Below are 21,491 nucleotides of genomic sequence, written 5' to 3'. Positions count from 1 at the left end.
GCTTATCTTTGTCAGGTCTGCGTTTCGCGGAAGGTCAGGCCAAAGGCTTTCGAGATACCCCTTACGGAACCGGCCCTTTGTGGGCCGGTTTTTTCTGCCATTCATGCGTCTAATTGTTAGCATACAAAATGTTACGCAAATACTTAAAGCCTTCTTCGATGGCGGCCGATAACTATGATAGTACGCCCATAACAAGGAAGCTGTTGGCATGACCGTCATCAACACCAATCTGTTGTCGCTCAAGGCTCAGCAGCAGAGCGCTCGCTCTCATTCTCAGTTGAGTACGACGCTGGAGCGGCTGTCGTCGGGGCTAAGGGTGAACAGCGCAAAGGATGACGCAGCGGCGCAGGCGATCGCCAATCGGTTCGAAGCGCAAAGGGTCGGGTTTGGACAGGGGGCCAGGAACGCCAACGATGGCATCTCCATGTCGCAGACCGCCCAAGGGGTACTGAGCAGCATTAATGACAAGCTGCAGCGCATTCGTGAACTGACCGTGCAGGGCTTGAATGGAACAAATCAGAACGCGGATAGCGATGCAATCCAGGCGGAGATCAATCAGAACCTCATGGAGATCGATCGACTGGCTGCGTCGACTCGGTACAATGGGATTGCCTTGCTCGACGGTAGCGCTGGTGACGTTCAGTTGCAGGTGGGTGCCAACGACGGGCAGGTGCTGAACCTCGATTTCAGCCCGCCAGGCTTCAGTGTCGCGGCCCTTGGCCTGGAAGATTTCAATGTGGCGGGCGATCCTGGCAGTGTCACCCCTCGCGACACCCTGGTGGGTCAGGCGAAGGATATCCTGGTCGATCATCCTTCCACCAGCGTCAGCTATCCTGCGGGCGCTGAGGAAGGGCTCTACCAGCTTCCCGGCAATAACGAACGGAACGGCTACTACGTCAGTATGGGAGGTGGAGACTTTGCCTTTGTCGACTGGCAAGCCACCCACGAGACGGCGACCGATCATAGTGATTTGACCATCTCCAATCCCCAGGAAATGTACCAGCCAGGTGCATTCGGGGCTCAGTCGATATCAGGGCTGGCCGATAACCAGAGGCTGGTAAGCATCGCACCCGGTGGTGAATCCAGGACGTACTACATCGAAGACAACACTGGTGGAACGCTGTTCTACCGGAAAGCGGGTTTTAGTGTCGACTTTGACCAGGCTAGAGGCGTTGTCGCCACGGTTGTGCCGGAAGGCGAATATCTCGATGGCGGTGACTATTACACGTCGAGTGACAAGGTACTGGGCTATACCCTGGCGGATTACGATTCGCTGAGTTTTCCGGATGCTCCCGGCGGCGGATCGTCTGAGGTGGCCACGGGTATTGATGACGCAGGCAACACCCATTATTACGTCAAGAGCAATGTGTCCGGCGATGTATCCTATTATGCCGTGGACGATGCCAATACCCGCCTCTCGTTGTCGGTGGACGAACTCGTCGGTCCGCCGGGCGGTACCGGGCATAGCGTGACCGATGCTGTTGAAGTTGATGGCGAGACGTATACCGTCAGTGATTTTGATAACCTGACGTTTTCAGGTATGGAGTCGAGTGAGCGTGACTCCGCCGAATTATTTAGCTTCACGGATGAAGATGGGGTAGGCGGTTACTATGTGAGGACGGGAGAAGCAGGGTCGTACAAGTACTATGACATCACCCGAGCCTCTTCCGAATTGTCTGTCAGTAACGATAGCCAGGCCTACACCGGAGTCGACCTCTTCCAGCAGGCCGGTGGCAGTGCTGTCATTGACGCGGATATCGATAGAGCGCCAGGGCTAGGCAGTATTGCTTCGGGGGTCGGTGACTTCCCCGGTGGGTTGGGCATCGACGACGCGGAACTGGTGCGGAGGACCGACGATGGCTCTTGGGTCATTCGTGGCAAGATGGACAGCGGCGAGGGTTTTGGCTTCTACGACGCTGGTGTTGAATTCAAGCTGGATTCGAGCGGTGTCCTGACAGGTTATCGCGCGACCACCACGCAGAATGCCCCCACCGTCCTGGGCGCTGCAGATCAAGTGGTGGAGAAGGTCTATGGCACCTCGACCGTCACCATCGATCCGCGCAATATTTCTGTCGTATATACCGATGACGAAGGGCGCGTCTACGAGGAGGTCCTTCGGGAAGGAGAAGACGGCAACTATTATTTCGAGTTGCCGGGAGAAAGCTCACTGCTTGGCGGATACAAGACCGCGACCCTGGTCGACTTCGATCAAAATGGTGAGATCATTCTCCGCACTGAGAACGGCAACAGTGAGGTGGTGGTCTACTATCCGACCGACCTTGAAGGTGGGGTCAACCGGTCATTCTTCGTCGAGACGGATGGGGACGGAGAAAGTGACGATGGCGTGCCCCATACTACCTTGAGGATCCAGGAGGCGGGCGAAGATTTCCGTATCCAGATGCCTCGCAATCCCCTGGCCGCCGTTGACCGGGCGATCGGCATGGTCGATGCCAAACGCAGCCACCTGGGCGCGGTGGACAATAGGCTATCTTCCGTCATCGAAGGCAATGACATGATGGAGACCAGCCTGGCTAGCGCTCAGTCCCGATTGATTGATGCGGACTACGCACAAGAGACCGCCAAGATGGTAAAGCTGCAGATCATCCAGCAAGCGGGTCAAAGCGTCCTGGCCCAGGCCAACGTTGTGCCCGAGGTCGCGCTGGCGCTGCTTGGTGATGGGTGATATGTCCACATGGATAACGATAACTGGTTGTTCAGTCTGATGGCGATAGGGGCGTTGCGTGAATGAAGACGAGCAAAAGGTCGTCATCGACGAGCTGCAGCGTCTGATCGACGAGGTCAAGTGCACCATCGCACGCTTCGAAGCCAGCGGCATGGATACCAGGATGCCTGATGACTACGACCGGCTGTTGTCTATTCTGGGGGATGCCGTGAAGCAACAGCGCCAGCATGTGTTGGCGATGCTTGCCTAGTGCAGGAGCTGAGGCGGTGAGGTTGTCGCCATCTCCGCGCCTCGAACGAATCCCAGATGCCCTGCGTTATTCCCCTGCCTGGTTAATTTGCCTCTTTCGCCTCCGCCATAACTCCCCAGCTCTTTAGCGTCCCCCCTGCTTGCCGAGCTGTCTATTCCAACCCTGCTCTGTACGTTTGCTGGCATGCGCGCGTGATGTCTTCTCTATGGATAGGCGACCTATTCATCGTATCTATCTCTTGCGAAGGTCCGTGAGCAATGCCTAAGTCATTCGCCTGATGCCCTTGGTGCGGTTTCTGCCTCGAGCTTTTTCTGTTTCACGCCGTGGCGACAAAAGTTCTCGCAAAACAGTTGTTTGTGTAAAGACTTGCCGCATTCCCTAAGACGTTTGTCTTATCTCTCATTCCTTGTGTTCACGTGGTTCCTCGGCTAGCTTCTTCTTCACTAGCTAAATTCATCTGATCAATTTTCCCGATAACCACCTGCAAGTACATACAAGTACGTACAAGGAGTCACTTGTGGATGCATCCTCTACTGCGGCGGCTGGGCAACGGTCGGCGCCGGCAACGTCCTCCTTTCTGCACCGGGGCATGACCTTGCCCTTTGTGCTTATCGTCACCTGCTTTGCCGCCTGGGGGCTCGCCGGCAATCTGACCGACCCCCTGGTATCGGTGTTCGGCTCGGTGTTCTCGATGAGCGCGCTGCAGGCGTCGCTGGTGCAGTTTGCCTACTACGGCGCCTATTTTGCCCTGGCGATCCCAGCGGCCTGGATCAATTCGCGCCTGGGCTACAAGGGCGGCGTGCTGATCGGCCTGTTGCTGGCGGCCACCGGGGGGGTGCTGTTCATGCCGGCCTCCCAGATGATGACCTACTCGATGTTCCTGGTGGCGCTGTTCACCCTGGCGGCGGGACTGTCGATTCTGGAAACCTCCGCTAACCCTTACGTGATGGCGATGGGCCCGCGCGAGAACGCCACGCGTCGGCTGAATTTCGCCCAGTCCTTCAACCCTGTGGGGTCGAACCTGGGGGTGCTGTTGGCGGCGGTGTTTATTCTGCCCCACGTCAATCCGGCCACCGCCGAGCAGCGCGCCTCGCTGACCCAGGAGGCGCTGGCCGAGATGCAGTCGGCGGAATTGCAGGCGGTGATGGGCCCCTACATCACCCTGGCGCTGGTCTATGTGGTGATCGCGATCGCCATCGCCATGGTGCGGGTGCCACCGCACAAGGCGCTGTTGGCGGATAGCAAAAGCGGGGTGGTGGCGCTGTCCGGCAGTCGCCTCGGGCGGCTGGTACGCAACCGTCGCTACGCCTTCGGGGTGGTGGCGCAGTTCTTCAACGTCGCCGCCCAGACCTGCACCTGGACCTTCACCATCCACTACGTGACCGAGGCGCTGGGCGTCGGCAGCGAAGCGGCCGGCTACTGGCTGCAGGCCTCTCTGCTGGTGTTCCTGGTGTCGCGGTTCGTCATGGTCGGCGTCATGGGTCGGGTGGATCCGCGCAAGCTGATGACCGGGATGTGCGTGCTCGGCGTCGCGCTGTCGCTGATGGCGGTGCTCAGCGGCAACCTGCTCGGTGCGGTGGCCCTGGTGCTACTGAGCGCCTGTATCTCGCTGCTGTTCCCCACTATCTACGGCATCTCGCTGGAGGGGCTCGGGCAGGACACCAAGTACGGCGCCGCCGGCCTGGTGATGGCGATCGTCGGTGGCGCCCTGGTGCCGCTGGCCCAAGGTTGGCTGATCGACGTCACCTCGGCCCAGACCAGTTATCTGGTGGTGGCGGTGTGCTTCGCGGTGATCGTGGCTTTCGGCGTCTATGTGCAGCGTCATCCGCGGCCCGAGACCAGCGACGAGGGCGATCTGGCCTGAGCTGGCGTCTCTGGTACTGGCAGGCGTCTCTTGAACTGGCCGAGCCTTAACGCGAATCGGGGGTGTCCCGTAGCACCACGGCGACCTGAGCGAGGTGAGTCTGCATAGCGGCATGGGCGCCCCTGGGATCGCCGGCGACAACGGCATTGAGGATGGCCAGGTGCTCCTGGTGGGTGATGGCGATACGACCGCCGAGGTGGATCGATTGCCACAGCCGCATCCGCAGGGTCGGCCGCGACAGCGCCTCGAGCAGGGCGACCAGCACGGGGTTGCGGGAAATCCTCGCCAGGCTGAGGTGGAACTCCAGGTCGGCGGCCATGGCAGCTTCGTGGTCCATCGCCTGGATGGCGGGTTCGGCCTCGGCCAGTACGGCCTTCAGGCGCTCGATGTCGTCATCGGTTCGGCGCAGCGCCGCCACCGCCGCGGCCTCCACCTCCAGTGCCTGGCGCACATTGTGCAGGTCGCGGGACGAGGTCCCGGCCTGGATGCCCGCCCAGAACTCCAGGGGCTTCAGCAGCAGCCCCGGGTCCAGCGAGGTAACGGTGGTGCCGGAGCCCTGGCGGGTCTCGAGGATGCCCATGGCGACCAGCGCCCTGACCCCTTCACGCAGCGAGCTGCGCGAGACACCGAAGCGGGTGGCGAGGATCGACTCGACGGGCAGGCGATCACCGGAGGCGATTTCACCGCAGACGATCATCTCCTGGATGCCTTGCACCACCACCTCGTACTGGGAGGGGCGGCGCTGGTCGCTTTCGGACGGGGTCGGCGTCATGGCAGGGGCTCCGGCTCGGAAGGGGGGTCGAATCCCGCCATTCTATCGAAAACTTTGGCAGCACTTTAATACATCTGATGAATCTGGAGGACGATACGTGTCCGTCATCACCTCAATCGAACTGGTGGATCTGCGTTTTCCCACCTCGGACAGCAGCGACGGCTCCGACGCGGTCAACAAGGACGCCGACTACTCGGCGGCCTATCTCAGGCTGGTCACCGATGACAGCGCGCTTTATGGGTGCGGCTTCACCTTTACCATCGGGCGCGGCAACGAGATCTGCCTGCAGGCCATGGAGGCCCTCGCCCAGCCACTGGTCGGCCGCGACGCGGCCGAGGTCAGTGAGGCACCGGGGGCGATCTATCGCGAACTCGCCGCGGACTCGCAGCTTCGCTGGCTGGGGCCGGACAAGGGGGTGGTGCACCTGGCGCGGGCGGCGGTGATGAACGCCGTCTGGGACCTGGCCGCCCGCCGTGCGGGGTTGCCACTGTGGCGTCTGGTCTGCGAGATGGAGCCAGAGGTGCTCGTCGAACAGCTCGACCTCAGCTACCTGGGTGACGCGCTGAGCGCCGAGGAGGCGGTGGCGATGCTCAAGGAGCAGCGGCCCTTCCAGCGAGAGCGCATCGCCGCGCTGAGCGAGCAGGGCTTCCCCTGCTACACCACCTCGGCTGGGTGGCTCGGCTATTCGGACGAGAAGTTGGCCCGCCTGTGTCGGGAGGCGATGGACGAGGGTTATCGCCATATCAAGCTCAAGGTCGGCGCCAACCCCGAGGACGACGAGCGTCGCCTGGGGATCGCCCGTTCGGTGATCGGCCCCGACGTGGCGCTGATGATCGACGCCAACCAGATCTGGGAGGTGCCCGAGGCCATCGAGCGGGTCGAGGCCCTGTCCCATCACGACCTTTTGTGGATCGAGGAGCCCACCAGCCCGGATGACGTGCTGGGGCATCGCAGCATCGGCGATGGCGTGCGCCCGCTCGGCATCGGCGTCGCCACCGGCGAGCACGGCATGAACCGGGTGCTGTTCAAGCAGTTGCTCAAGGCCAACGCGGTCGACTACGTGCAGATCGACTCCTGCCGCCTGGCCAGCGTCAACGAGATCATCCCGGTGCTGCTGATGGCCAGGAAGTTCGGCAAGCCTGTCTGCCCCCACGCCGGTGGGGTGGGGCTGTGCGAGCTGGTCAATCACTTGGTGATGATCGACCACATCGCGGTGTCGGGGGCCGTGGAAGGACGGGTGGCCGAATTCGTCGATCACCTGCACGAGCACTTCGTCGACCCCTGCGTCGTGCGAAATGGCGCCTATACATTGCCGCGTGAGCCGGGGTATTCCGCCGAGATCAAGGCCGAGACGCTGGCGGCCTGGGCCTGGCCGAACGGCACCGAGTGGACCCGTCGGCGCCAGGCGGTACCGGCATGATCCGCGGTCCGCTGCTCAATCCGCCCTTGCTCGAGGGCCTGGCCGCCGCCGGGCATGGCGCCAGGGTGCTGGTGGCCGACGCGCTATACCCGCATTCGACCGGTGCGCCGCCAGCGGCGAGCCGGGTCTACTTGAACCTGTGCGAGGGCATGGTGCCGGTGCTGTCGGTGATGGAGACGCTGGCCCAGGCGGTGTTCGTGGAAGAGGTTACCTACATGGTCAACGCCGAGGGCGGTGCCTCGGAATCGGTGCTCGAGTGCCGCCAGCGGCTGGCCGACCACCGGCATGGGGGCGGCCAGCAGATCGCCTGGTCGAGCCTGGATCGCTGGGCCTTCTATGACGCTTGCCGCGGCCCCGAGGTGTGCCTGGTAGTGGCCACCGGCGAGTGCCGCCCCTACTCCAATTTTCTGCTGACCATAGGCGTTGCCTGATGATCGATACCCACCTTCACGTCTGGGACACCGCGGCGGTGCGGATTCCCTGGCTCGCCGATGCGGGCCTGCCCGCCCGGGCGCCGATTCCCGATGGTCAGGACCGCCGCTATGTGCTGGTCGAGGCCGACGCCCCGGACCCCGCCGAGGAAGCCGCCTGGCTGATCGCCCTGGCCGAGCAGGACCCGCGGGTCCACGGCGTGGTGGCGAGCGTCGCGCTGGAGCTTCCCCAGGCCGAGCGGGCGCTGGCGAGTCTGACCGAGGTGCCCCAGGTGGTCGGCGTCAGGCGCCTGTTGCAGGACCGGGAGCTGTTTGACTCGGCGGCCCTGGTCGATGGCCTGAAGCGTCTGGCCGACCGCGGCCTGCCCTTCGATGCCTGCGTCAGGGATCACGAACTGCCGCGCCTTCTGGCGTTGCTCGAGCGGGTGCCGGAGCTGACGGTGGTACTCGACCATATGGGCAAGCCGAACCCGCGTGATGGCGTCGCGCGAGCGGCCTGGCAGCGCAATCTGGCGCGCCTGGCCGAGCTCGATAGGGTCCACTGCAAGCTGTCCGGGCTGCCGGCGGAATGCCGCGACGCCGACGAACTCGAGCGCCACGCCGCGGATTTCGTCGACGTGGCGCTAGAGACCTTCGGCGCCGAGCGCTGCCTGCTCGGCAGCGACCGCCCGATCAGCCAGGACCCGAAGGACTGGTGCGAGCGGGTGTTGGCGCGGGTGCCTGGAGAAATGCGCCAGGCCGTCGCCGAGGACAACGCCTTGAACATCTATCACAGGAGGGGTGCCCGATGACGACATCGCCGATTTCCCACCGTCTGCCGCCCAAGCTGCGTCGTGCCTTCGAAGGCCTCGGCGTCGGTGCGGCGCAGTTCGGCAATATGGGCAAGGTCACCCCCGAACAGGACTGCCTGGCCGCCGTGGACACCGCCTGGGAGCTGGGGCTCAGGTTCTACGACACGGCCCCGCACTACGGGCTCGGGCTGTCCGAACAGCGCCTGGGCAAGGCGCTCAAGGGGCGCTCGCCGGATGACTACGTCATTTCCACCAAGGTCGGGCGTCTGTTGGGGCCCAACCCTGCCCCCCAGGGCAGCGACGAGGCCAACGGCTTCCAGGTGGCCGATGACCTGATCCGGCGGCGTGACTACACCGCCGAGGGCGTCAGGCGGAGCCTGGAGGCGTCGCTTGTACGCCTCGATATGGCGTCGGTGGACATCCTCTGGATCCACGACCCGGAAGAGCCCACGGATCGCTTCGAACAAGCCCTGGCGGGGGCGGTCCCCGAGCTAGAACGTCTGCGCGAGCAGGGCCGGATCGCCGCCTGGGGCGTGGGCTCCAAGGACGCCGGCATGCTCAAGCGCTTCGTCGATCAGGCCCGGCCCGACCTGATCATGCTGGCCGGTCGCTACACCCTGCTCGAACAGGAGCAGACAGGGTTGATGGCCGCCTGTCTCGAACGCCAGGTCGGCGTGGTCGCAGTCGGCGCCTTCAATTCGGGCCTGCTGGCGCGTGACGAGCCGCCCGCCGACGCCTGGTACGAATACGGCCAGGCACCGGAGGCGGTGCTCGAACGTGCCCGCGAACTCGCCGCGGTGGCGCGAGCCCACGGCGTCAGCCTGCCGGCGGCGGCGCTGGCCTTTCCGTGGCGCCATCCCGCCGTGGTCAACGTCATGGCCGGAATGCGCTCGCCTGAGCAGGTGAAGCGAAATCACGCACTGGCCTCGTGCGATATCCCCGAGGCCTTCTGGAACGAACTGCAGGCGCGAGGCCTGCTGAAGGAGAACACATGAAGCTGTTGCGCCGTGGAACGATGGGTAACGAGATGCCGCTGGTCGAGGTCGAGGGTGTGCTCTACGACGCCTCGCCGGTGGGCGACTTCGGGCCAGGCTTCTGGAAGGACAGCGGCGTGGCGCGTCTTCGCCGGCTGCTGGACGCCGGACGGCTGACCGCCGTTGAACTCGCCGACGAGGTTCGCCACGGCTCGCCGGTGGCGGCGGTGGGCTCGGTGATCTGCATCGGCCAGAACTACGCCGCCCACGCCGCGGAGTCCGGCGCCGAGCCGCCGAAGCAACCCATCGTCTTCTTCAAGACGCCCAACACCGTCGCCGGACCCGACGACACCGTCACCATCGCGCGCGGGTCGGAAAAGACCGACTGGGAGGTCGAACTCGCCATCGTGATCGGCAGCACCGCCAGCTACTGCGACTCGCTGGAGGAAGCGGCCAGTCACATCGGTGGCTATGTCCTCGCCAACGACCTGTCGGAGCGCAAGTTCCAGCTCGAGGTCTCCGGTGGCCAGTGGAGCAAGGGCAAGTGCAGTCCGGGCTATATGCCGCTGGGCCCCTGGATCGTGACCGCCGACGCCTTCGATCCCGCCGATGTGGGCCTGCGCTCCTGGGTCAACGGCGAGCCACGCCAGGACTCCCGCACCTCGGACATGATCTTCGGCTGCGCCGAGATCGTGCGTGACCTGTCGCAGTACATGCAGCTCGAGCCCGGCGACGTCATCTCCACCGGGACCCCCGAAGGGGTGGCGGTCTCGGGGCGCTTCGACTATCTCAAGCCGGGCGACGTGGTCGAGGTGGAGATCGACGGCCTGGGTCGCCAGCGTCAGACCTTTCGTGCCTGGGAGGGCTAATCCATGACTGCTCGATTCGAAGGACGGGTGGCCATCGTCACCGGTGGCGCCTCGGGCATCGGCGCGGCGATCGCCGCGTGCCTGGCCGGCGAAGGCGCCCGCGTCGCCGTGCTGGATCGCGAGGATCCCGCCAATGAACACCACTGGAAAGCGTGCGATGTCGCCAGCAGCGAACAGGTAGAGCGCGCGGTGGCGTCGGTCGCCAGTGCGCTGGGGCGTATCGATATCGTGGTCAACAACGCAGGCATCGGTGCCCAGGGCGACGTCGCGGACAACCCGGACGAGGAGTGGGCGCGCGCCTGGGAGGTCAACGTCGCCGGCATGGCGCGGGTGTCGCGGGCGGCGCTGCCTCATCTGCGCGAGTCGGACGCCGCGGCCATCGTCAATATGGCGTCCATCGCCGCCACCGCGGGGATTCAGCAAAGGGCTCTGTACTCGGCGACTAAGGGCGCCGTGCTGGCCTTGACCAGGGCCATGGCGGCCGATCACCTGTCACAGGGCATTCGGGTCAACTGCGTCTCGCCCGGCACGGCGGACACCCCCTGGATCGGCCGCTTGCTCGCGCAGGCGCCGGACCCCGAGGCCGAGCGTGCGGCGCTGGAGGCTCGCCAGCCCCACGGACGGCTGGTCGCCGCCGCCGAGGTGGCCCAGGCGGTGGCCTATCTGGCCGATCCCGCCAATCGCTCGACGGTGGGGGTCTGCCTGCCGGTGGATGGTGGCATGGACGCCCTGCGCCTGCGTCCGCGCTAGCGAAGCGCTGGGTAAATGTAGCGAGCGATGTCAGGTCGGCGACTGCCGGAACGGAAAGAACTGAGTTTACAAGTGGTTAAATGAGGAACTTGAGTGCCGCCAGCAGCCGAGAAGTCGAGCACAGCAATTTACGCAGCATTTTCCCGGCCCGGTTCGTATAAAAACCATCCATGTCGGCCCTCAAGAGTGCACTTTGCCAGCCGATAATGACTATATTAGGTAATGCGCACCGCTTACCTTTTTCTGGGCAGGGCACATGGCTAAGGATCGACGAGGAAACATGGGCCCAAGGTCGCTGTCGCAGGCAGCTGCCAGCGGCACTGTGACGCGCCACCCGTCGGTGGTGGCGGGGCTGGTATTGGACCGGGCGCCGGTCGGTATGGCACTGATTGATGCCAACGATAGACTGGTGTGGGTCAACACGGCCCTGACGGTGCTGGCATGCCCCACCGGCGGAGAGCTGATCGGGCGTAATCTCAACGAGTTGTTTCGCCCCTTCGTCAACCTGCTGGGAGAGCGTGGCAGCTATCACACCCTGTCACCCGGTGAAGAATGGCAGCAGGCCTGGCTGCTGGTAGATGACAGCGCCAATGCTCGCCTGGGCCTGATGTCCTGTGTTTCCTTCGATCGCGACGCGGGCGAGGCGGACTCGCCGTCAGAACCGCTCATGTGGCTGGTCACCTTTATCGACCTCAACGCTGACGCCGAGTCGGTGCTCGAGCGCCGCCATGCGGATATCGGCAGCGTGGCCAGCGCCTGGATCTTCGAAGATCGTCTGTCCCACGCCTTCGAACGTGCCGACCGCCTGGGTCAGCGCCTTGGGGTCATGCTGGTCGAGCTGCATGGTATTTCACGTTTGATGGTTGAGCATGGCGCCGAGGTGGCGTCACGTGTGTCACGCCGCGCTGGCCGCCGCCTGGTCAACACCCTGCGACGCGAAGACAGTGTGGTGCAGCTCGACCGGGAGCGCTGGGGCATCCTGCTGGAGCATCCGATGTCCCCCGAGACCCTCCAGGTGATCGCCGATCGCTGCCTGGAGGCGCTGGAACCCCCGTTTACCCTTTCCGGTTACTCGCCTGCGCTGATCGAGCCGCGCATCGGTATTGCGCTATGCCCTGAGGATGGAGAAGAGGCGGGCGAGCTGCTGGCCCATGCGGAAAAGGCGCTGGAAGAGGCGCCGTTGGGCAGCTTTGCCTTCTATGACGGCAGCCTTCAGCAGTTGATGGAAATCCAGCAGTGCTTCCGTCAGGAGCTGCAGGAAGCGCTGATGTTTCCCGACCAGCAGCTGTACCTGGTGTTTCAACCCCAGTTCGATCTGTCCTCGCGACATTGCTGCGGGCTCGAGGCGCTAGTGCGCTGGCGCCACCCCCGCCGCGGGGATATCGCCCCGGAGGAGTTCCTGGGGCTGGCGGCGGAGATGCAGCTGATCGATCGGCTGGACCGCTGGGTGTTGAAGGAGGTCGTGGCCCAGCGCCGGCGTTGGCGCGAAGCGGGGCTGGCGCTGGGGGACTGGGATGTGGCGGTCAACATTCATCCCTGCCTGCTCGATCAGGTCAGCTTTGATGGCCGGGCGCTGGACCTGTATCTCCGTCAGCTGTGCAGTGCAGACAGTGGCGGCGACGAGCGTCTTGACTGGCTGAGCCTGGAGGTCGATGGCATCGGTCTGTTTGAGGTGGGCTACCGCCAGTCTCACCTGCTGCGGCGGCTGGTGGCTCTGGGCGTTCGACTGGGGGTGGACCGGCTGGGCCAGTCCCCGGTGGACCTGTTCGGTATGGCCTCGCTGCCGGTCTCCCTCGGCAAGCTGGGCCCCGATACCCTGCGCGCGCTGGCTGAACCCTCATCGAGTGCACGCCAGAGCGTCGCGGCGCTGATTCGCTGCTTCGAGACCCTGGAGTTCACCGCGGTGGCCGTTGGGGTAGAAACCGCCAGCCAGCTCGAAACGGTACGAGCGCTGGGGCTGATGCGGGCTCAGGGGCATTTGCTGGGGGCGCCGCTGGAAGCTAACGCCTTGCTGGCCTGGGTGGCGGCGGGGGCGAGGCCGGCGGCACCGCTGTAGTCATATGAGTCACTCGGCCACTGCCCGGCTATCGGCGCTGGCTGGGCAACCGCAGTGTGGGTAACAGCAGTATGGGTAACCGCGGTGTGAGTCACTGACGTGTGGAAAACTGCAGTGGCTGGCTAAGGATTGCCGCGGCTCAGGCCGAGACGTTCAGGCGCGAGGGTTGCAGGCGGGTACGCCCGTCTGGCCGATAGACGCTGGCGTTGGCGATGCGGTGAATCTCGTCGAGCATCTGTTGGTTGTGCTGCATACGCAGGCCGAGCAATTCCCCGCAGCGCAGGTTGGCGCGGGAGACGTCCCTGGCCATCGCCATGGTGGAGTCCCACTGCGCGATACAACCTGCATCCATGGCGGCCTGGCGTGCGCCCTCGCGGTCGTCGGCGTAGCCCAGGCGGCACTGCACCTGGCGACGTCGCGCCTCGGTCTCGGCAAGTTGCTGCTGAATCTCCGACTTGCGCGTGGCCAATCCCACCAGGGCCTCGGTGTCGACCTGGCCTTGCACCAGGCACTCCTGCTCCTGCTGCAGCAGTCCCAGCAGATCGCTCAGGCGGGTGTGCTGCTGATCCAGCAGGCGGGTGAGGCTCATGACGGATCGCGTCCGTTGCCGGTCGCCGGCTCGTCCAGCATGCTGCGAATACTGTCGATCAGCCCGTCGGCGATCCGCTCCGGATTGATCTTCAGACGACCTTCACGAATGGCGTCGCGAATCTCTTCTACCCGTGCCATGTCGATGTCCTGGCTGGCATCGGCCGCCGGACGGCTGAGGTGGGTCTGGGCGCCGGCTTCCGCCGATGACGAGGTGCCAGCGGGCGTCGGTTTTTCGCTCTGCTGAGGCCCTTCGCTCTGGGCGGGGCGGGTCAGCGGCTGTTGCGAATCGATTTTCACGGGCATGGCCTCACAAGATTGGCGCTAGAAGCAGGCGCGGCTGACGTGCCTGACTCGGTAACTAGAAAGGGTATCGGCAGCGCTGCGCCAAACTTTAGGCCAGCAGGGTCTGGATGACCAGTGGTGGGCGCTGCAAGCATGAAGGTAAGCGGCTAGAAGGCCACGGCCAAGCGCCCGCGATCGACCACCCTGGCCTCGAGCACCTGGCGCCGATCCACCCTGACGCGCACCCTGTCCCCCATTCCTCCTGCCTCCAGGGCTTCGCCTTGGCGGCTAATGCGAAAGCCGCGTCCGCTGGCTTCCACCGCGACCTGTTCGCCTCGTCTGACGAGTTTCGGAGCGCTGAGCTGGTGGCTGGCCAGGGCCTGCCCCTGTCGGATGCCGCGCCGGGCGACCTGGCCGATGGCGCTGGCAGGGTCGCTCAATGCCTGGGAGGACAGCCGGGCCAGGTCGACCCGCTCGCGGCCCAGCATGTCGTCGCTCAGACGTTCCCCGGGAGCAATATCGCGAGCCGCCACCAGCTGCCAACCCATGCGGGTGATGTCAGCCTGCAGATAGCGCGTGCGGTGCGACTCCCCGGCGCAGCGCAGCCCTACCGAGACCCGTCCGGCCAGGCGCGTACCAGCGCGAGGCAGAAAGGGCTCTGCTGCCTGGCAGTCCGTCAGGTCTGCCGCCGGTGCAAAGACCTCGATCTGCAGGTCTTGTGGCGAGGCGCCGTCGGCCAGCGCCTGTTCGAACAGAAACCCCTCGACCCGATCAAGCAACGCGGTGTGCTGCGGTTCATCCGCGGCCTGTGCTGTGCAGGCAATGGTCAGCAGGGACGTGGCCAGCAGGAAAATGACCAGCAGCAGTCGCGCCAGCGGCGCAAGGCTTGAGCGTCGCTGCGGGTCCAGCAAGGAAAGGGTCTCTAGGCGCTGCGAACGCTGTGGCATGGCGGGTACCTGTCGCCGAAAACATGGCCTGGGATGGCGTATGGCACACCAGTCTAGCCTTGGCGCGGCGCCGGTATGGATCGAAATGGGCACGCTTATGACGGCTGTTCACGGCTTTGTGCTGACACCGGGCTGGGTATTCTTCATCGTCGAAACCTTTGTCTTTGTTCCCTGCCTACGGAGCGCACTGGGATGATCGATCAGCTCGAAGCCTCTCTGGCCTTTCATCAGCAGGCCTTGTCGCTGCGACAGGAGCGCCAGAAGGTGCTGGCCAGCAATATCGCCAATGCGGATACCCCTGGCTACAAGGCCCGCGACATGGATTTCGCCCAGGCGCTGGAATCCGCTACCCGCGGCATGTCCCAGCCGGGGCTGGCGCTGTCGCGGACCTCTGGCCATCACCTGTCGGGGCACGGCAGCGCGCTGTCCCTGGGCGGCAGTGAACTCAAGTATCGCGTGCCGGAACAGGCAAGCCTCGATGGCAACACCGTGGACATGGATCGTGAGCGGGCGGCGTTTACCGACAACTCGGTGCGCTATCAGGCTGCGCTGACCATCCTCAACAGCCGCATCCAGGGCCTCAAGCAGGCCATGCAGCCAGAGCAATAAGCCCAGGCCACCATTTATTCCACGCAGGGAGAGCGCTCCATGTCGATGTTCTCGATCTTTGATATTTCCGCCTCGGCGATGACCGCCCAGGCTCAGCGCATGAACGTCACCGCCAGCAATATGGCCAACGCCGACAGCGTGTCCGGCCCCGACGGCGAGGCCTACCGAGCGCGTCAGGCGGTGTTTGAATCGCGCGCCGCCAGCGACGGCATCGGCGGTGTGGCGGTGCGCGAGGTGGTCGAGGATCCCTCTCCGCTGCGTCAGGAGTACCGCCCCGAGCACCCGCTGGCGGACGATGCCGGCTACGTGTCGATGCCCAACGTCGACCCGGTGGGCGAGATGGTCAACATGATCTCCGCCTCCCGCTCCTATCAAGCCAACGTCGAGGTCATGAACACCAGCAAGCAGCTGATGCTCAAGACGCTGACCCTGGGCGAGGGCTGAGCCGATGGCCACTACCATTGATCCCAGCGTCTATAACGCCGTCAATGCCGCGACCGCTCAGGCCAGCTCCAAGCAGGCCTCCGATGAGCTCGGCGACAACTTCATGACGATGCTGGTGACGCAGCTGCAGAACCAGGATCCGCTCAACCCCATGGATAACAGCGAGATGACCTCGCAGCTGGCCCAGATCAATACCGTATCCGGCATCGAGGATCTCAACGAGACCATGTCGTCGATCACCGGCCAGATCAATGCCGGCCAGGCGCTGCAGGCGACCTCGCTGATCGGCAAGGGCGTGCTGGTGCCCGGAGATCGCATCGTCATGGCCCACAACGACGACGGCACACCGGTATCCACGCCCTTTGGTGTCGAGCTGGATAGCCCCGCGGCCGAGGTCAAGGTGACCATCACCAACGAGTCCGGTGAAGTCATCAACAGCTACAACCTGGGCCCGGCATCGGCGGGGAGCGAGTCGTTCCAGTGGGATGGCATGACCGCGGACGGTGTGGCCGCCCCTGAAGGTGCCTATCGCGTCAGCATCGATGCCACCGGTGTCGAGGGTGAGGCGCTGTCGGTCACCGCCTTGAACTATGCCCAGGTGGGGGGTGTGTCCCCGGCCACGGACAGCGGCCAGGTCATGCTCGACCTTGGCGCGGTCTACGGCCAGGTGGCGCTCAATGATATTCGCCAGATTCTGTAGGGCGAGACGAGAGGTCGCTGGCGACGTCCAGGCTGTGCCGACGAGGCTGCCGTGCGCCGCTGAAGGTCGAGAACATGATCGTCGAGTCATCGACGCAGGGAACTATCTAAGGAGTGTGACATGGGCTTTTCACAAGCGCTTAGCGGCCTGAATGCCGCCGCCGACAGCCTGGATGTGCTGGGCAACAACATCGCCAACTCGCAGACCGTGGGCTACAAGAGCGGCAGCGCCCAGTTCGCCGACGTCTTCGCCAATTCCCAGATCGGCCTGGGCACCAAGGTCTCCACGGTGCTGCAGGACTTCAGCGGCGGCAACCTGGAATCCACCAATCGTCCCCTGGACCTGGGCATCAGCGGCGATGGCTTCTTCCGCATGGAGCAGAACGGCCAGGTGGTGTACAGCCGCAATGGCCAGCTGACGATGACCCCGGATGGCTACCTGCAGAACGCCCAGGGCGCCCGCATCATGGGCTACGGCGTCAACGCTGCCGGTCAAGTACAGGTCGGCGGTCAGCCCGAAGTATTGCAGATCGAGGCCGACGAGATGCCGGCCAGCGCCACCACCGAGGTGGCCACCACCTTCAATCTGGACTCGCGCAAGGAAGTGGGTGTCGACACCAACAGCGTGACCCTGGCCGGGTCTGGTGGCGCCACCAATGTGCAGGTGGATTATCACTACTCCAACAACTTCACCGCCTATGACTCCCTCGGCAACCCGCGCAACGTGACGGTCTACTACGAGAAGACCGGGCCGAATACCTGGACGGGCACCATGGCGATGGACGGCAAGGTGCTGATGGATGGGGCGACGCCCAGTGCCCCCCAGACCATGGCCATGGAATTCGATGAAAATGGTCAGCTGACCGCACCGGCCAACGGCCAGTTTGCGATGTCCTTTGCCTCCGCCGACTACTTCGACGGCGCCGCCACGGACATGGGCCTGACCTTCGATATCTCCGGCTCCACCCAGTTCGGTAACAGCGCCAGCACCACGGCACTGAACCAGAATGGCTATACCTCCGGCGCCCTGGTCGGTATCAGCATCCAGGACGACGGCACCGTGGTGCGCAGCTATTCCAACGAGCAGACCCGTCCGGCCGGTCAGATCGCCCTGGCCAACTTCCGTAATCCGGAAGGCCTGTCCCCTGCCGGAGACAACACCTGGGCGGCGACGGACGCCTCTGGCCAGGAGCTGGTAGGCGCACCGGGCACCGGCCTGCTGGGTGGCATCCAGTCCGGCGCCATCGAAACGTCCAACGTCGACATGGCCAAGGAGCTAGTCAGCATGATCGTCACCCAGCGGGCGTATCAGGCCAACTCCCAGACCATCAAGACCCAGGACGAAGTGCTGCAGACCGCCATCAACCTGCGCTGATGATGACCGCCCCGGCCGCTGCCGCAGGCAGCGGCCGCCCAGACGCCCCAGAGGGATAGCCGATGGATCGCATGCTCTATACCGCCATGAGTGGCGCCCGCCAGACCATGGAACAGCAGTCGGTGGTCAGCCACAACCTGGCCAACGCCTCCACCTCCGGGTTTCGGGCCCAGCTGCATGCCATGCGCGCGGTGCCGGTGGAAGGCGAAGCGCGTCTGGACACTCGGGTCTCTACCGCCGCCACCACGCCAGGCACCGACTTCACGCCAGGCGCGATTACCCGCACAGGGCGCACCCTGGACCTGGCCATCGACGGTGACGGCTTTCTGGCCGTGCAAGGTGACGATGGCGGCGAGGCCTACACCCGCCGGGGAGACCTGCAGGTCGATGCCAATGGCCTGCTGACGTCGATGGGGCGTCCGGTGATCGGCGAGGGCGGCCCGATTCAGATCCCGCTGGAGGCCGAGCTGTTTGTCGGCGCCGACGGCACCCTGAGCGCCATCGGCATGGGCCAGGACCCGGACGCCCTGGCGGAAGTGGGTCGACTCAAGCTGGTCGCTCCCGAGCCTGGCGAGCTGGAGCGTGGCGCAGACGGACTGTTCCGTGCGACGGGCGCCAACGGCCAGCCGGCTGAGCTGCCGGCGGCGGAGCAGGTCACGGTGGTCAGCGGAGCCCTGGAAGGCAGCAACGTCAATCCGGTGGAGGCCATGGTCTCGATGATCGATGTGGCGCGCCGCTATGAGCTGCAGACCAAGATGATCTCGAGCGCTGACGAAAACGCTCAGAAGGCCAACGGCCTGCTGTCGCTGAACGGCTGATACCACGGCCCCTGAATACAGGCCGGCGCTGGCAAGGCCCGGCACGAGGAGAGAAGCACCATGATCAAGTCGCTGTGGACGGCCAAGACCGGACTCGAATCGCAGCAGGTCCAGCTGGACGTGATTTCCAACAATCTGGCCAACGTCTCGACCAACGGGTTCAAGCAGTCCCGCGCCGTGTTCGAGGACCTGCTGTACCAGAACATGCGTCAGCCGGGGGCCCAGAACAACGTCCAGGATCGCCTGCCGTCCGGCATGCAGATCGGTTCCGGTGTGCGTCCGGTAGCCACCGAACGGCTGCATACCCAGGGTGGCCTGGAGTCGACCGAGAACTCCCGGGACCTGGCGATCAACGGCAAGGGGTTCTTCCAGGTACTGATGCCTGATGGCACCACCGCCTTTACCCGCGACGGCAGCTTCCAGCTCGACGAGAACGGCCAGATGGTGACCGCCAATGGCTATCCGCTGGAGCCGGCCATCATCATTCCTGACAACGCCCTGTCCGTGGACATCGGCGAGGACGGCATCGTCTCGGTGACCCAGCCCGGCACCAGTGAGTCCGACGAGGTCGGCCAGATCACCATCTCGACCTTCGTCAACGCCACTGGGCTTCAGTCCATCGGCGGCAACCTGTACGTGGAGACCAGCTCCTCCGGGCCGCGCAACGAGCTGATGCCTGGCATGAACGGTGCCGGTCGCTTGCTGCAGGGCTACGTCGAGACGTCCAACGTCAACGTGGTGGAAGAGATGGTCAGCATGATCGAGACCCAGCGCGCCTACGAGATCAATTCCAAGGCGGTGCAGACCAGCGACGAGATGCTGGCGCGCCTGGCGCAGCTGTGATCTCGGCCTGTCACTGACACGCCCCTGACCATCGACGTGCTGACACCCTGAGTCACGTCCCCTGATAGCGCTGGAGCCGGCCATGTACGCTGACACTCACTCTTCCCTGCGGCAGCCACGTACTGGCGTTGATGGGGGCTCTCATGCGGTGCTGGGGCCAGCGCTGCGCCTGGTGATGCTGGCCCTGGCGCTGGCCGTGCTGGCGCTGTCGGGCTGTGCCCAGATTCCTCATGCCTCGGTGGTCGGCGAGCAGGAGCAGATCGAGATCCCCGATCGCCCGTTGCCGGTGGCCAACGGCTCGATCTTCCAGAAGGCACGGGGCTACCAGCCGCTGTTCGAGGATCGTCGTCCGCGCAGCGTTGGCGACATCCTGACCATCGTGCTGGATGAAGAGGTCAGCGCCAGCAAGAACTCTCGCTCCAACGCTGATCGTGATGGCAGCTCCAGCCTGACCTTCTCCCAGGTGCCGGATGGTCTGGAAGACCTGCTGGACTATGGCTTCGAGATCGACGGTGACTCGGACTTTGCCGGCGGCGGCGGCTCCCAGGCCAATAACTCCTTCACCGGCACCATCACCGTATCGGTGATCGAAGTGATGAACAACGGCAACCTGAGAGTGCGCGGCGAGAAGCAGATCGCCATCAACCAGGGAACCGAGTTCATTCGCTTCGGTGGCGTCGTCAATCCGCGCTTCATCACTACCCAGAACACCGTGCCCTCCACGGCGGTGGCCGATGCCCGTATCGAGTACGTGGGCAATGGCTATATCAACGAGGCCCAGCACATGGGCTGGATGCAGCGCTTCTTCCTGAACGTTTCTCCCTTCTAGGCCTGGCATCATGAGACATCCCGTTTCCCGTCGCCCCATCCTGACCCTCGGCAGTCTGATGCTGGTGCTGCTGATCGGCCTGAGCGCCTGGTCGTCCCTGGCCCGCGCCGAGCAGGTCCGCGACCTGGCCACCTTTGCCGGTGTGCGCGACAACCAGCTGGTGGGGTATGGCCTGGTGGTGGGGCTGGATGGCACCGGCGACCAGACCATGCAGGCGCCGTTCACCGGCCAGAGTCTCAACAACATGCTGTCCCAGCTGGGTATTACGGTGCCGCCGGGGACCAACATGCAGTTGCGCAACGTGGCAGCGGTGATGGTGACCGCCGACCTGCCACCCTTTGCTCAGCCGGGACATCGCCTGGATGTGGTGGTCTCGTCGATCGGTAATGCGCGGAGCCTGCGCGGCGGCAGCCTGCTGATGACCCCGCTGAAGGGGGCCGATGGAGACGTCTACGCGCTGGCCCAGGGCAATCTGCTGATCAACGGCGCCGGCGCGCAGTCCGCCGGTTCCAGTGTGCAGATCAGCCATCAGGCCGCGGGTCGCATCGCCGGTGGTGCGATGGTCGAGCAGACCGTGCCGCTGTCGCTGGGCAGCCGCGACGGGGTGCTCGAACTGCAGCTCAACCAGGCCGATTTCGGCACCGCCGAGCGCATGGTTCAAGCCATCAATGACGAGTTCGACTACCCGGTGGCGTCAGCGCGCAACGGCGGAGTGATCGCGCTGAATGGGCCGACCAACGCCAACTCTCGGGTCAACTTCATGGCCAGGGTCGAGAGTGTGGAGCTGACGCCAATGCCGGCTCGAGCCAGGGTGGTGTTGAATTCGCGGACCGGCTCCATCGTGCTCAATGGCAGCGTGACCCTGAAGCGGGCAGCGGTGGCCCATGGCAACCTGTCGATCGTCATCGATACCGCCTTTGGCGTCAGCCAGCCTACGCCCTTCAGCGAGACCGGCAATACCGCGGTCGTGCCGGACTCCGACATTACCATCAACGAGGAGCAGGGCACCCTGCAGATCGTTGAGGGGGCGAGCCTGCTGGACGTGGTGGACGCGCTGAATGCGCTGGGTGCGACCCCCAATGACCTGATGTCGATCCTGGAAGCGCTCAAGGCGGCAGGATCACTCAGAGCGGAGCTGGAGATCATCTGATGGCCATATCCGATCTGTCGTCGAGCCTTCCGCTGGGTCTGTCC

At 64.4% G+C, this 21,491-nt stretch carries 22 protein-coding genes; 18 read left to right on the top strand and 4 right to left on the bottom strand.

Translation table 11 applies throughout. From position 1 onward, the window contains the following. The first annotated feature begins 208 nt into the window (after nucleotides 1-208). The 3 genes from KUV72_RS06630 to fucP all read left to right on the top strand — a co-directional run bounded on the left by KUV72_RS06630 (nucleotide 209) and on the right by fucP (nucleotide 4,797). Nucleotides 209-2,683 (top strand): flagellin, encoded by a 2,475-nt coding sequence (locus KUV72_RS06630; RefSeq protein ID WP_222237849.1) that lies wholly within the window; start codon nucleotides 209-211, stop codon nucleotides 2,681-2,683. A 58-nt stretch (nucleotides 2,684-2,741) separates the two neighbouring features. Further along, complete coding sequence (locus tag KUV72_RS06625) at nucleotides 2,742-2,933, top strand: hypothetical protein (protein ID WP_222237848.1); 192 nt, start codon at nucleotides 2,742-2,744, stop codon at nucleotides 2,931-2,933. A gap of 517 nt (nucleotides 2,934-3,450) precedes the next feature. Continuing rightward, nucleotides 3,451-4,797 (top strand): L-fucose:H+ symporter permease, encoded by a 1,347-nt coding sequence (fucP, locus tag KUV72_RS06620; protein WP_222237847.1) that lies wholly within the window; start codon nucleotides 3,451-3,453, stop codon nucleotides 4,795-4,797. Nucleotides 4,798-4,843: 46 nt separating this feature from the next. On the opposite strand, the gene KUV72_RS06615 is transcribed toward fucP, so the two are convergent. After that, on the bottom strand, nucleotides 4,844-5,569 hold the full coding sequence (locus KUV72_RS06615) for a FadR/GntR family transcriptional regulator (protein WP_222237846.1): 726 nt from the start codon (nucleotides 5,567-5,569) through the stop codon (nucleotides 4,844-4,846). A 97-nt stretch (nucleotides 5,570-5,666) separates the two neighbouring features. Between KUV72_RS06615 and KUV72_RS06610 the strand changes: the two genes are divergently transcribed. The 7 genes from KUV72_RS06610 (at nucleotide 5,667) to KUV72_RS06580 (ending at nucleotide 12,860) form a co-directional block, all read left to right on the top strand. Then, entirely contained in the window at nucleotides 5,667-6,989 is a 1,323-nt protein-coding gene (locus tag KUV72_RS06610; RefSeq protein WP_222237845.1) for an L-fuconate dehydratase, read from the top strand. After that, a complete protein-coding gene (locus KUV72_RS06605; protein WP_222237844.1) occupies nucleotides 6,986-7,420 on the top strand; it encodes an RbsD/FucU domain-containing protein in 435 nt (144 codons plus the stop codon). Before KUV72_RS06610 ends, KUV72_RS06605 begins: the two co-directional genes overlap by 4 nt. Continuing rightward, nucleotides 7,420-8,211, top strand: coding sequence for an amidohydrolase family protein (locus tag KUV72_RS06600; RefSeq protein ID WP_222237843.1), 792 nt, complete (start codon nucleotides 7,420-7,422; stop codon nucleotides 8,209-8,211). Before KUV72_RS06605 ends, KUV72_RS06600 begins: the two co-directional genes overlap by 1 nt. Next, on the top strand, nucleotides 8,208-9,206 hold the full coding sequence (locus KUV72_RS06595) for an aldo/keto reductase (RefSeq protein ID WP_222237842.1): 999 nt from the start codon (nucleotides 8,208-8,210) through the stop codon (nucleotides 9,204-9,206). Before KUV72_RS06600 ends, KUV72_RS06595 begins: the two co-directional genes overlap by 4 nt. Continuing rightward, the gene (locus KUV72_RS06590; RefSeq protein ID WP_222237841.1) at nucleotides 9,203-10,054 is read left to right on the top strand and encodes a fumarylacetoacetate hydrolase family protein; all 852 of its coding nucleotides are present in this window, start codon (nucleotides 9,203-9,205) and stop codon (nucleotides 10,052-10,054) included. The genes KUV72_RS06595 and KUV72_RS06590 overlap by 4 nt, the downstream gene beginning before the upstream one ends. A 3-nt stretch (nucleotides 10,055-10,057) precedes the next feature. Further along, nucleotides 10,058-10,804: an SDR family NAD(P)-dependent oxidoreductase gene (locus KUV72_RS06585; RefSeq protein ID WP_222237840.1), complete on the top strand. Its 747-nt coding sequence runs from the start codon at nucleotides 10,058-10,060 to the stop codon at nucleotides 10,802-10,804. A 280-nt stretch (nucleotides 10,805-11,084) separates the two neighbouring features. Beyond that, nucleotides 11,085-12,860, top strand: coding sequence for an EAL domain-containing protein (locus KUV72_RS06580; RefSeq protein WP_222237839.1), 1,776 nt, complete (start codon nucleotides 11,085-11,087; stop codon nucleotides 12,858-12,860). 139 nt (nucleotides 12,861-12,999) lie between these two features. On the opposite strand, the gene KUV72_RS06575 is transcribed toward KUV72_RS06580, so the two are convergent. The 3 genes from KUV72_RS06575 to flgA all read right to left on the bottom strand — a co-directional run bounded on the left by KUV72_RS06575 (nucleotide 13,000) and on the right by flgA (nucleotide 14,680). Then, on the bottom strand, nucleotides 13,000-13,449 hold the full coding sequence (locus tag KUV72_RS06575) for a flagella synthesis protein FlgN (RefSeq protein WP_222162350.1): 450 nt from the start codon (nucleotides 13,447-13,449) through the stop codon (nucleotides 13,000-13,002). After that, entirely contained in the window at nucleotides 13,446-13,748 is a 303-nt protein-coding gene (gene flgM, locus KUV72_RS06570; protein ID WP_222237838.1) for a flagellar biosynthesis anti-sigma factor FlgM, read from the bottom strand. Before flgM ends, KUV72_RS06575 begins: the two co-directional genes overlap by 4 nt. 152 nt (nucleotides 13,749-13,900) lie before the next feature. Next, nucleotides 13,901-14,680, bottom strand: a complete 780-nt coding sequence (flgA, locus tag KUV72_RS06565) for a flagellar basal body P-ring formation chaperone FlgA (RefSeq protein ID WP_222237837.1) — start codon at nucleotides 14,678-14,680, stop codon at nucleotides 13,901-13,903. A 192-nt stretch (nucleotides 14,681-14,872) separates the two neighbouring features. Here flgA and flgB point away from each other — a divergent pair, with 192 nt between their 5' ends. The 8 genes from flgB to KUV72_RS06525 all read left to right on the top strand — a co-directional run bounded on the left by flgB (nucleotide 14,873) and on the right by KUV72_RS06525 (nucleotide 21,447). Next, nucleotides 14,873-15,289 (top strand): flagellar basal body rod protein FlgB, encoded by a 417-nt coding sequence (flgB, locus tag KUV72_RS06560; protein WP_206941875.1) that lies wholly within the window; start codon nucleotides 14,873-14,875, stop codon nucleotides 15,287-15,289. A 39-nt stretch (nucleotides 15,290-15,328) separates the two neighbouring features. Continuing rightward, nucleotides 15,329-15,733 carry a flagellar basal body rod protein FlgC gene (gene flgC / locus KUV72_RS06555; RefSeq protein WP_222237836.1) on the top strand — a complete coding sequence of 135 codons (405 nt, stop codon included), beginning with the start codon at nucleotides 15,329-15,331 and terminating at the stop codon, nucleotides 15,731-15,733. A 4-nt stretch (nucleotides 15,734-15,737) separates the two neighbouring features. After that, nucleotides 15,738-16,433: a flagellar hook assembly protein FlgD gene (gene flgD, locus KUV72_RS06550; protein WP_222237835.1), complete on the top strand. Its 696-nt coding sequence runs from the start codon at nucleotides 15,738-15,740 to the stop codon at nucleotides 16,431-16,433. Between the two features lie 120 nt (nucleotides 16,434-16,553). Then, on the top strand, nucleotides 16,554-17,807 hold the full coding sequence (gene flgE / locus KUV72_RS06545) for a flagellar hook protein FlgE (protein ID WP_222237834.1): 1,254 nt from the start codon (nucleotides 16,554-16,556) through the stop codon (nucleotides 17,805-17,807). Between the two features lie 62 nt (nucleotides 17,808-17,869). Further along, a complete protein-coding gene (flgF, locus tag KUV72_RS06540; RefSeq protein ID WP_206941867.1) occupies nucleotides 17,870-18,625 on the top strand; it encodes a flagellar basal-body rod protein FlgF in 756 nt (251 codons plus the stop codon). 60 nt (nucleotides 18,626-18,685) lie between these two features. Beyond that, nucleotides 18,686-19,468, top strand: a complete 783-nt coding sequence (gene flgG, locus KUV72_RS06535; RefSeq protein WP_206941865.1) for a flagellar basal-body rod protein FlgG — start codon at nucleotides 18,686-18,688, stop codon at nucleotides 19,466-19,468. Nucleotides 19,469-19,643: 175 nt separating this feature from the next. Next, on the top strand, nucleotides 19,644-20,297 hold the full coding sequence (locus tag KUV72_RS06530) for a flagellar basal body L-ring protein FlgH (RefSeq protein ID WP_224851953.1): 654 nt from the start codon (nucleotides 19,644-19,646) through the stop codon (nucleotides 20,295-20,297). Between the two features lie 10 nt (nucleotides 20,298-20,307). After that, complete coding sequence (locus KUV72_RS06525; RefSeq protein WP_261315742.1) at nucleotides 20,308-21,447, top strand: flagellar basal body P-ring protein FlgI; 1,140 nt, start codon at nucleotides 20,308-20,310, stop codon at nucleotides 21,445-21,447. Nucleotides 21,448-21,491: the final 44 nt, after the last annotated feature.

The sequence above is a fragment of the Halomonas sp. DP4Y7-1 genome (assembly GCF_019800705.1).
GTDB classification, from domain to species: Bacteria; Pseudomonadota; Gammaproteobacteria; order Pseudomonadales; family Halomonadaceae; genus Halomonas; species Halomonas litopenaei_A.
Note: the sequence above shows the minus strand (reverse complement) of the source record. Positions and strands in the feature narration are given on the sequence as shown.